Source organism: Bacillus hominis (assembly GCF_018332515.1).
In the GTDB taxonomy this organism is placed as follows: Bacteria; Bacillota; Bacilli; order Bacillales; family Bacillaceae_G; genus Bacillus_A; species Bacillus_A hominis.
In genome coordinates, this window is the sequence record NZ_BOQD01000269.1 from 1 (window position 1) to 10,589 (window position 10,589).

Genomic DNA, 10,589 nt, shown 5'->3' on the forward strand with positions numbered 1-10,589 from the left:
GACTTTATACCGATGATACGCACAAAAATGAATTTCAAATTACATACAGCTCATTTTATTTCTATAGCTATCGGATTTTCAGCTTTTTTCATTACAATTACTACAAACTATACTATTTTAGAAATTATTTTTTTCTTTGGTATTCTTTATACATCTCTTATCATCACAATATTATTCCTTATTTTTAGTAAACAAAAAATAAGTATCATTATACCACTCATCTCGATTATGGGTGCCCTTACCGGTTATGTAGTTTACTTCTTAATCGGTCCTTTAACAAGCATTTGGGTTAGTATAACTGTTACTCTTTCACTAAGCATTTTTTATACGTTTTCACATTGGATACACCAACAATCCAAATATAAAATGAAACTATAATATGAGGTCCTTTTGGCAGTTTAAACTTTGCTGCCTAAGGCCTTTTTACTTTTATCGTAAACTATTGTACTGTGCTATAAATTAGATTCGTTGTCTATATAACCTCGCATCTGAATTGCAAAACATGATTCACTTTACAAAAAAAATGTCATACCCCTTCATAGTCTCCTCATAGATTTCCATATAGAATAGAAGTATGTAGCTTGATATAAAAAGGAGTTGATCGTAGTATGTCAAAAAAATTATATAAGTCCGAAACTGATAAAATGTTATTCGGTGTGTGCGGTGGTTTAGGAGAGTATTTCGATATAAGCACTACTCTAATTCGTATCATCTGGGTTATTGCAGTTTTATGTTTCGGAACGGGGTTTTTAGCTTATCTCATTTGTTTATTACTGATGCCACGTTCTTACTAACAGCACCAGCAATTATTCGGTGCCCTTTTTTCTGTTCACTACTTACTCATAGCCTTTAAAAAACCGCCTATAGAAAATTATTCTATAGGCGAATTTTCATGAAGAATACTTCATCGTTAAATGTAATACCGCCACTTCATCCTCATTATTTCGATAGCTATGTTTCTTATTCGCTTCAAATTGAATGGAGTCAAACTCATTTAATTCGTATACATCATTCTCCACTCGAATAGATACTGTCCCTTTCATTACTGTTACAAGCTCAATAGCACCTTCATGATGAGCTTCAGGTTCATATATACTATTCGCTCTTAAACAAGCACGGTGCATTTCCATCCCTGTTTCTTTCGTGTAACGGAACATCGTTTCTAAGTGCCACGCTTGTCCTACATCTACTGCAAAGCCTTCTCCGCAGCGCGCAACAGCTACAGGCTCTCCAACAACCATCAATCTCGATAAAGGGATTGATAACCCTTTCGTAATTTTCCAAATGACAGCTAATGTTGGATTCGTTTCACCTCTTTCAATTTTTCCTAACGTTAATTTACTAACACCTGTCTTTTGGGCTAAATCTTCTAAACTTAATTTTTGTTCATTTCGAATTTGTCTCAATAACTGACCTACTTGCTGGATCACTTCTTTCGTTTGCATATCTTCATTTTCTTTCATCTATAAAAACCACCTTAAAGTATAAAATAGTTTACTTTTATTCAATTTAAGTATATTATAACATACATAATTATTCGATTTCGAAAGGAGTGTTATACTTCATGCGCGCAATATTACTAGGTCTTTTATCATCGGCCTTTTTTTCTGCAACCTTTATTATTAACAGAGCAATGAATGTATCTGGAACAAGCTGGGCTTGGACCGCTTCCTTCCGTTTTCTATTTGCTCTCCCTATTTTATTCCTTATCGTTTTATTTCGCAAAAACTTAAGAGGATTATGGGAAGAGTTAAAAAAACATCCATTGGCTTGGATCGGATGGGGTTCCGTTGCCGGTATTGGTTTTTATTCTTTATTAAGTTTTGCAGCTGTTTTTTCTCCAGCTTGGCTCGTTGCTGGAACTTGGCAAGTTACGATATTAGCAGGTTTACTTTTATCACCATTATTTTTCATTAAAACAGAAACGAAATCAGGTACAAAATTTGTACGCGGAAAAATTCCACTGCGCAGTTTATATGTAGCATTATTTATTTTACTTGGTGTAATTTGTATGCAAGCGACTGCAGCAGGTCATATTACAATGACTCAGTTCATTTCAGGTTTTTTACCTGTCGTATTAGCAGCTTTCTTATATCCCTTCGGTAACCGAAAAATGATGGAACTTGTTAGCGGGCGCCTTGATACATTCCAACGTGTATTAGGAATGGCAATCGGAAGTCTCCCTATTACAATTCTACTTGGTATATACGGATTTTCCACTACTGGTATTCCATCATCAAGTCAAATGCTTCAAGGATTTTTGTTAGCATTATGTTCCGGAGTTATTGCGACGATGACATTTTTCTTTGCTACTGACTTAGCAAAAGACAATCTTGCTTTACTTGGAGCTGTTGAAGCAACACAAGCTGGAACAATGATCTTTACCGTTCTTGGTGAGATTATTTTCTTAAATGGCTCATTCCCTAGTGGTCTGTCACTGATTGGGATGATTATTATCATGCTAGGGATGGTCGTAAATAGTGTTTTAAACCGTTCTGTTCCAGTCATTAAACAAAAAAAATCAGCATAAAAATGGATATGGTTCTTCTTCATAGAACCATATCTATTTTTATTGTCCCCCTATTTCGCCTTATCAGAATAGTATTTCATTGGCTGTTTACACTAAAACCTATGTTATAATACGTTTCATGCGCAATAATAGGAGGTAAATTATGTTAAAAAAAGCAATTGCTGAATTTATTGGTACATTTGTACTTGTATTATTCGGAACTGGAGTAGCTGTCATTGGTGGCGGAATTGAAGGAGTTGGAACATTAGGAATCGCTATGGCTTTCGGTCTATCTATTGTTGCTATGGCATATAGCATCGGAACAATTTCTGGATGTCACATTAACCCAGCAGTATCGGTAGCTATGTTCATCAACAAAAGAATGAGCAGTATGGAACTTAGCTATTATTTATTAGCTCAAATTTTAGGTGGTTTATTAGGAACTGCAACGTTAGTAACCATTTTACGATCTGCTAAATTGCCTTTAAATAATTTAGGACAAAATAGTTTTGGAACTCTTGGTTTATCTGGAGCATTTTTAGTTGAATTCATTTTAACTTTCGTATTTGTTTTAGTTATCGTTGCTGTAACAGGTAAAAAAGGAAGCTCTTCTTTAGCTGGACTAGTAATTGGTTTCACATTAGTATTAATTCACTTATTAGGTATTCCGTTAACTGGAACATCTGTTAACCCAGCTCGTAGTATCGCACCAGCTCTATTCGCTGGCGGAGAAGCAATTTCTCAACTATGGGTGTTCATCGTTGCCCCAATTCTTGGTGGTATCGTAGCAGCTGTTGTAGGAAAGTTTATTTTAAATACTGAAAAATAGAATTTTCAATATTTCCGAATAAAAAAAGGCGAGCCCTCATCATGAGGAAGCTCGCTTTTTTATTCTTTAATTTTCGACTTTAAATTTGTAACTAACTGCTGCACCGTTACATTTGCAAGTACGTTTTCCATCGCTTCTTGCGATTGTATTAAAACAATCTCTAATACCGATTGAATATTAGCTCCTACTGGACATTCAATGTTGGGATTTTCATGGAAAGAAAATAGATGTCCTTCTTCTACAACTTCCACAGCTTTATATACATCAAGTAATGTAATTTCATCTAAATCGCGAGCAAGTGTCGTACCACCTTTACCAGCTTGTACATCAACAAGTCCTGCTCTCTTCAACATTCCTGTAATGCGACGAATCACAACTGGATTTGTATTCACACTACCAGCAATCCATTCAGAGGTACAGCGAGAGTTTCGATCTATCGCAAGTAACGTTAACATATGAACACCTACTGTAAAACGACTACTAATTCCCATCTGCACACCCTCCTTTTTATTCATTCTATTAAAAGACAACTCTTATTATTATATACTATTTTTAATTTATACATAAAGTGAAACTTTAATCAGTGGGGGTTTTGTTCATCCCCCACTGATTATTAGCCTTCTCCAATCGGGCGTTTACGGGCAGCCCGACTCCCACCTAACTTCTTTGCTCCAGCTGAATTTTGAGGTGGGAGTTTTACTGCCCGGCAAATAGAGGGATAAAGAAAAAGCATGATTCCATTAGAAAATCATGCTTTCCCTCTATTATTGACGTTTAATAAATTTCGCTAAATCTTTAAATTTCACTTTATCTGAGTAATTCATTACACCATTTACATAGATACGGCTTGTAATAGCATTTAATATACCAATCGTCGCCAATAAAACTACTAATGTTATCGTAATCTCTAACATACCTGCTTCACCAGCTACAATCCGCGAGAAGGTGACCATCGGTGTAAAAAACGGAACATACGAACTTACAACAACAATAGTACTATTCGGATCACTTAATGATTTAATACTAATGAAGAATGCAGCCATGATCAAAATCATTACCGGGAAAGATACAGCTTGTAAATCCTCTGTCTTAGACACAACAGCTCCAGCCGCAGCATACATCATCGCATAAAGTAAATACCCCGTAATGAAATACACAAGGAACATACTTATAACCTTTGCATCTAATTTTGTAAAGTCAATTGGAACACCAAATAATGAGGCACTTTCTAAATCGACCCAACCTAACAAATAAGGAATAAGATAACCACACGCCAATATTACAAGTTGTAATAACGCCGTTGAAACAACCGCCAAAATTTTCGCATACATCATCGTAAGAGGCTTTACTTTCGGAAGCATTACTTCCATTACACGTGACGCCTTTTCAGATGCAATATTCATTGCGATTGTATTTCCGAAAGCTACAATAAACATATACAAAGCAAATGTAAAGAAATATGCAATTCCGAAAGAAGATGTGCGATCTTTTATCGCCTCTTGCTTCACTTGAATTTCTGCCTGTAATTGCTGCGCAATTTCTGGTGAAACATTATTTTTTGCAATCGTTACCATCGTATATTGTTGTTTTAAATAGCCTGCCATAATTGCAGAAGTTGCTTGGCTTGGAAATCCATTATACATATATGTAACTGCTGGAGCCCCATCCTTTTCCGTCACATGGAATAGACCATCTAAATCTCCCTCTTCTACTTGCTTATGCAGTTTATCAAAATCACCCTTTGAACCGACCGTTATTTTTGCTGATGGCAATAGCTTATTTAGCTCTTCCTTTTGTACTTTGTATGTGGAACTCTCTACTACAACTGCAATTTTATCTTTATCCTTATTTTTATCATCGCCTGAAGTAAAATGATTAAATGCAAAAATCCCAAACACAACCAAAAATAAAATCGCACTCGTAATTAATGATTTTTTAGATAAAAACGCTTCCCTAAAATAAAATGAAAATACATGAGAAAATTTACGCATCTTTATTTCGCCCTCTCTACAAAGATTTCGTTCAATGTTGGCTCTAGCATTTTAAATTGTCGTAAGCTAACCCCTTGTTCTTGCAATTGTTGCAAAATCTTTAGAGCTTCTGCATCGTCTTGTACTTTTACATAAAGAAGGCCTTGTTGTTTTTCATATGGAACATGTATAGCTTCTAATCCCTTTTCATTCTCTGCTATATCTTCAATCGTTAAATTACGAAAACCGTATTCTTTCTTAATATCACTTAACTGTCCTTCTACAACTGCTTCACCTTTTTTCAAAATACACACATGTTGGCAAAAAGCCTCTACTTGCTCCATACGGTGACTTGATAAAATAATTGTCTTTCCACTCTGTACTTGTTCTCCAATAATACTAGCTAGCATTCCAGCATTAACTGGATCAAGTCCGCTAAATGGTTCATCCAAAATAAGAAGTTCTGGATCGTGAAGAAGAGCAGCTATCAATTGAATTTTTTGCTGATTCCCTTTTGAAAGTTCTCCAGCCGTTTTAAATTTATATTCTGGAATTGCTAAGCGCTCTAACCAGTGATCAATTGCAAGATCCACTTCTTTTTTCGTCATTCCTTCTAATCTACCAAAATATCGCAACTGATCTATTACTCTACTTTTTGTATATAGTCCTCTTTCTTCTGGTAAATATCCAATTGTTACCCCGCTATCACCAAATGATTTTCCATCCCACGTAATAGAACCTTCATTTGGCGTTAATAAACCTAGTAACATTTTAATTGTCGTCGTTTTCCCTGCACCATTTCGGCCAAGTAACCCTAACACTTCACCTTTCGGTAACGAGATTTGCAAACCATTAACTGCTTTAGATTCTCCGAATATTTTTGTTAAGTTTTGAATTTGTAAACTCAATGTATATATCCTCCCCTTCAATAGCATTCTCGCTCTCGCTTACATAATATGTTTGTTTAAAACATCATATAGTAACCTTATTCCCTCTTCTTACATACATTCCTTTTCTTCAACTACTTAGTTTTGATCTTATCTTTTTTATTTACCTTATCTACTATAGGACAAACTACTACATATATAAAAGACAATATGCAAATGTTCATAAAAAAACATCATATTTTAATATATAATATTAAATGATTTTCTAACATCGAGGAGGATACATATGAAGATGAAGAGGGGTATTACCACTTTATTATCTGTAGCCGTTCTTTCCACATCGCTTGTAGCATGTTCAGGAACAGCTGAGAAAACAGTGGCAAAAGAAGAGAAAGTACAATTAACAGACCAGCAACTGATGGCTGATTTATGGTATCAAACAGCTGGCGAAACGAAAGCACTATACTACCAAGGATACAATATTGGTCAATTGAAGCTTGATGCAGCTCTCGCAAAAGGGACAAGCAAAAAACCTGCTATCGTACTTGATTTAGATGAAACTGTTTTAGATAACAGTCCTCATCAAGCTATGAGCGTAAAAACAGGAAAAAGCTATCCTTATAAATGGGACGATTGGATTAATAAGGCTGAAGCTGAGGCTCTCCCAGGCGCTATTGATTTCTTAAAATATACAGAGTCTAAAGGTGTAGATATTTACTACATCTCAAATCGTAAAACAAATCAACTAGATGCAACAATTAAAAACCTTGAGCGCGTAGGAGCTCCTCAAGCAACGAAAGAACATATATTACTACAAGACCCGAAAGAAAAAGGGAAAGAAAAGCGTCGTGAACTTGTTTCTCAAACACATGACATCGTCCTATTCTTCGGTGACAACTTATCTGATTTCACTGGTTTTGATGGAAAATCTGTAAAAGATCGCAATGAAACAGTAGCAGAATCAAAAGCACAATTTGGTGAGAAATTCATCATTTTCCCTAATCCAATGTACGGTGATTGGGAAGGCGCTTTATATGACTATAATTTCAAAAAATCAGATGCAGAAAAAGATAACATCCGTCGTGACAACCTAAAATCATTTGATAATAAGTAAAAGAGGATGGCAAATGCCATCCTCTTTTATTGCATATTTCTTGTTAAAGGCAAGATAAACACTTCTACACGTCGATTTTTCGCTTTTCCTTCTGGCGTATCATTTGGTGCAATTGAACGGTATTCCCCGTAACCAATTGCACTAAATTTTTCTGGTTGCAATTCTTTATTTTGGAGTAACACCTGCATGAAATTAACTGCCCGCTGTGTACTTAACTCCCAGTTTGATGCAAACTGAGCATTTGCAATAGGAACCGTATCTGTATGACCCGACACTGTAATTTCACGAGGTGATGCCGAAACAAGTAAGTTAGACATCTCTTTTGCAATCCCTAACGACTCCAACTTCACATCTGCTTTCCCTGAATCAAATAATACATTTTCTAATATCGTTACCATTAATCCTTTTTCAGTTAAATCCGTTTTAAAAGAAGAAGATAATTGCTTTTCCTCAATATACTTATCAATACTTTGTTGTACTGCTTTTAATTCATTCATTTCTTGCTGTTTCACTTCAGCTTCAGCATCTTTTTTTATTTTCTCAGATTCCAAACCACTTGCCGATAGCTCTTTTTCTTCTTTTGGTTTTTGATCACTTAAAAACTCTTTATTTCCTGTTCCACCTGCTAGTTCACTTCGAAAAGCTACTGCCATCTGTTTAAATTTCGCAGCATCTATACTACTCATTGCAAATAAAACAATAAACAGCGCAAACAACAACGTTAGCATATCAGAATACGGAATTAACCAAGTTTCATCGATATGCTCGTCATGCTTTTTCCTTTTACTTCTTCTATTCTTCCTACTCCGCATTTTTTTCTGCTCCTTTTTCTAGCTTTTTACGCTCAGTTGCAGAAAGCGCACCTAAAATACGGTTTTTCATAATAAATGGATATGTACCTTCTTGTAACATTAATAAACAATCAATAATTAAACGTTTCTTCTCTAATTCAGCAGCAGACTTTTGCTTTAATTTATTTGCAAATGGATGCCATAATACGTAACCTGAAAAAATACCGAAAATCGTTGCAATAAACGCACCTGAAATAGCATGTCCTAGCTTTTCAATATCAGTTAAATTTCCAAGTGCAGCTACAAGACCGATAACAGCACCTAAAACCCCTAATGTAGGTGCATATGTACCAGCTTGCGAAAAAATAGTAGCTCCTTTTGCATGTCTTTCTTCAATTGCTTCTAATTCAGCTTCTAAAATTTGTTCTAAGTCTTCTGCAGATACACCGTCAATCACAAACTTCATACCACGCAAGAGAAATTCATCTTGAATTGTATCTAATTGTTGTTCTAAAGACAAAATACCGTATTTCCTACTCTCAGATGTCCAATGAACAAATAATTCTAGTAACTGTTCATAACTTAAATCTTTTTTATTTGAACTAAAAAGAACTTTAAATAATTTTGGAACCCTTTTTAGTTGTTCCATCGGAAATGCTATACATACTGCAGCAAATGTACCGATAAAAATAATTAATGCTGCGGCAGGATTCAATAAGGCTGTTACGTCAGCGCCCTTGACGACCATCCCTACTACTACCGCTACAAATCCTAAAATGAGGCCAATAATTGTTGCAAAATCCATTCCCATTCACTCCTAGTCTATACAAGAAGTCCTTTATTCTCAATAATCGCTACATCTCCTTATATGTATATATTACATAAAAAATGAATCACATGAAAGATAGGAAATGAATTATATAAAAAAATACTACAATTTCACACATTTTCTGACATTTTCTTTGCATTTTTATTACGTTATGACTCTTATATTTCTTTTTCAATAAACTAGACTTATAATAAAAACGACACATATTTTATTAAGAAAGGACAGTGATTACAAGGTATCATGAAAAAGATAATAATTATTTCTGCCGCTACTATTGTAATCGGTATCACATCTTTCGCTTACTTTGGTTCTAAATCACCACTGCAAAATGAGGCGAAAGCTGTCGAAAATCAAAAACATAGTAACCATCCAAAAGAAGAAATTCCTGCTTTTCCAAAAGCTGATCATAATGCAAAGAAACTAGATGATAATTTTTCCGTTGTAACAAATCCAGATTCTGCTCTTGTATTAGTCAATAAACATCGTAAATTACCAGATGGGTACATCCCAGAAGATTTAACAAAACCGAACGTACCATTTACTAGTCCAAAAGATAAAGAGAAAACATTACTTCGCAAAGATGCTGCAGACGCTCTTGAAAAAATGTTCCAAGCAGCGAAAGAAGAAGGTTTAGAACTTACAGCAGTTTCAGGTTACCGTTCTTACAAACGCCAACAGTCATTACATAATACATATATTAAACGCCAAGGAAAAGCTGAGGCTGATTCGGTAAGTGCAATTCCTGGAACAAGTGAGCATCAAACTGGTCTAGCAATGGATATTAGCTCAAAATCTGCTAAATTCCAATTAGAACCAATCTTCGGAGAGACAGCAGAAGGAAAATGGGTTGCAGAACATGCCCATGAGTTCGGATTTGTCATTCGTTATTTAGAGGATAAAACAGAGACAACAGAGTATTCATACGAACCGTGGCACTTACGCTACGTTGGCAATCCATATGCCGCATACATATATAAGCACCACCTAACATTAGAAGAGGCAACGAAGGACAAAAAATAAGAGAGCGAATCGCTCTCTTATTTTTCTTTTATTCTATTATTGTAGTGACTTCTTCCATTCCTCAGACCATGGTTCCCCTCTTCCAGTTTTTTTCGATGCTTGCACCATCATACCGCGTCCAACTAAACAAACTTCCCCTTCTGCATTTTTGACCATATAGTGTAAATCTAAAGAGGAATTCCCAACCGCTCCTGCCTTTACATATACTTTCAACTGCTCATCAAAATAAATTTGTTTTATGAAATTGCATTGTAGATCTGCGACGACTATCATCGTTTCTGATGATTCATGTGTCCATTCTTGCATAAATCCGAGTTCTTTAAACAATGCGATACGCGCTTCTTCAAAATATGTAAAAGCAACGACATTATTTACATGTCCAAACATATCTACTTCCCCAAAACGAACTTTGACAGGATTATAAAATGAAAAACCACTTTCCCATTGCTCAAAGTCTTCAATATAAGAAATTCTCTTCATTGTTCCCTCTCCTTTTCGCCCTTAAAATAAAGTGAAACTTTAATCAGTGGGGGTTTTGTTCATCCCCCACTGATTATTAGTTGAACCAATCGGGCGTTTACGGGCAGTCGATCTCCTACCTAACTTCTTTGCTCCACCTGAATTTTGAGGTGGGAGTTTT

The 10,589-nt window shown here is 35.4% G+C and carries 12 protein-coding genes and 1 pseudogene; 6 read left to right on the forward strand and 7 right to left on the reverse strand.

Annotation, left to right across the window (positions count from 1 at the left end):
• Both KI356_RS21830 and KI356_RS21835 read left to right on the forward strand, forming a co-directional pair.
• Positions 1-378, forward strand: a pseudogene (locus KI356_RS21830) (SLC5/6 family protein); the annotation flags it as partial.
• A 230-nt stretch (positions 379-608) separates the two neighbouring features.
• A complete protein-coding gene (locus tag KI356_RS21835; protein WP_212936434.1) occupies positions 609-794 on the forward strand; it encodes a PspC domain-containing protein in 186 nt (61 codons plus the stop codon).
• Between the two features lie 96 nt (positions 795-890).
• Here KI356_RS21835 and KI356_RS21840 read toward each other — a convergent pair whose 3' ends face one another.
• Entirely contained in the window at positions 891-1,463 is a 573-nt protein-coding gene (locus tag KI356_RS21840; RefSeq protein ID WP_212936435.1) for a helix-turn-helix domain-containing protein, read from the reverse strand.
• Positions 1,464-1,564: 101 nt separating this feature from the next.
• On the opposite strand from KI356_RS21840, the gene KI356_RS21845 reads away from it, so the two are divergent.
• Both KI356_RS21845 and KI356_RS21850 read left to right on the forward strand, forming a co-directional pair.
• Entirely contained in the window at positions 1,565-2,530 is a 966-nt protein-coding gene (locus KI356_RS21845) for a DMT family transporter (RefSeq protein ID WP_128280805.1), read from the forward strand.
• 142 nt (positions 2,531-2,672) lie between these two features.
• Positions 2,673-3,338, forward strand: a complete 666-nt coding sequence (locus tag KI356_RS21850) for an aquaporin (protein ID WP_212936436.1) — start codon at positions 2,673-2,675, stop codon at positions 3,336-3,338.
• 59 nt (positions 3,339-3,397) lie between these two features.
• On the opposite strand, the gene KI356_RS21855 is transcribed toward KI356_RS21850, so the two are convergent.
• The 3 genes from KI356_RS21855 to KI356_RS21865 form a co-directional block, all read right to left on the reverse strand.
• Positions 3,398-3,829 carry an Rrf2 family transcriptional regulator gene (locus KI356_RS21855; protein ID WP_002112095.1) on the reverse strand — a complete coding sequence of 144 codons (432 nt, stop codon included), beginning with the start codon at positions 3,827-3,829 and terminating at the stop codon, positions 3,398-3,400.
• A 273-nt stretch (positions 3,830-4,102) separates the two neighbouring features.
• A complete protein-coding gene (locus KI356_RS21860) occupies positions 4,103-5,329 on the reverse strand; it encodes an ABC transporter permease (RefSeq protein WP_128280803.1) in 1,227 nt (408 codons plus the stop codon).
• Between the two features lie 2 nt (positions 5,330-5,331).
• Positions 5,332-6,216, reverse strand: a complete 885-nt coding sequence (locus tag KI356_RS21865; RefSeq protein WP_212936437.1) for an ABC transporter ATP-binding protein — start codon at positions 6,214-6,216, stop codon at positions 5,332-5,334.
• Positions 6,217-6,481: 265 nt separating this feature from the next.
• Here KI356_RS21865 and KI356_RS21870 point away from each other — a divergent pair, with 265 nt between their 5' ends.
• Positions 6,482-7,309: a 5'-nucleotidase, lipoprotein e(P4) family gene (locus KI356_RS21870; RefSeq protein WP_212936438.1), complete on the forward strand. Its 828-nt coding sequence runs from the start codon at positions 6,482-6,484 to the stop codon at positions 7,307-7,309.
• Positions 7,310-7,335: 26 nt separating this feature from the next.
• Here the strand turns inward: KI356_RS21870 and motB are convergent, their stop codons facing one another.
• Complete coding sequence (gene motB, locus KI356_RS21875; protein WP_002122849.1) at positions 7,336-8,121, reverse strand: flagellar motor protein MotB; 786 nt, start codon at positions 8,119-8,121, stop codon at positions 7,336-7,338.
• On the reverse strand, positions 8,111-8,905 hold the full coding sequence (motA, locus tag KI356_RS21880) for a flagellar motor stator protein MotA (protein ID WP_128280800.1): 795 nt from the start codon (positions 8,903-8,905) through the stop codon (positions 8,111-8,113). The genes motB and motA overlap by 11 nt, the downstream gene beginning before the upstream one ends.
• Positions 8,906-9,169: 264 nt before the next feature.
• On the opposite strand from motA, the gene KI356_RS21885 reads away from it, so the two are divergent.
• A complete protein-coding gene (locus KI356_RS21885; RefSeq protein ID WP_128280799.1) occupies positions 9,170-9,949 on the forward strand; it encodes a M15 family metallopeptidase in 780 nt (259 codons plus the stop codon).
• Between the two features lie 36 nt (positions 9,950-9,985).
• Here KI356_RS21885 and KI356_RS21890 read toward each other — a convergent pair whose 3' ends face one another.
• Positions 9,986-10,429, reverse strand: coding sequence for an acyl-CoA thioesterase (locus KI356_RS21890; protein WP_002122856.1), 444 nt, complete (start codon positions 10,427-10,429; stop codon positions 9,986-9,988).
• Between the last annotated feature and the right edge of the window lie 160 nt (positions 10,430-10,589).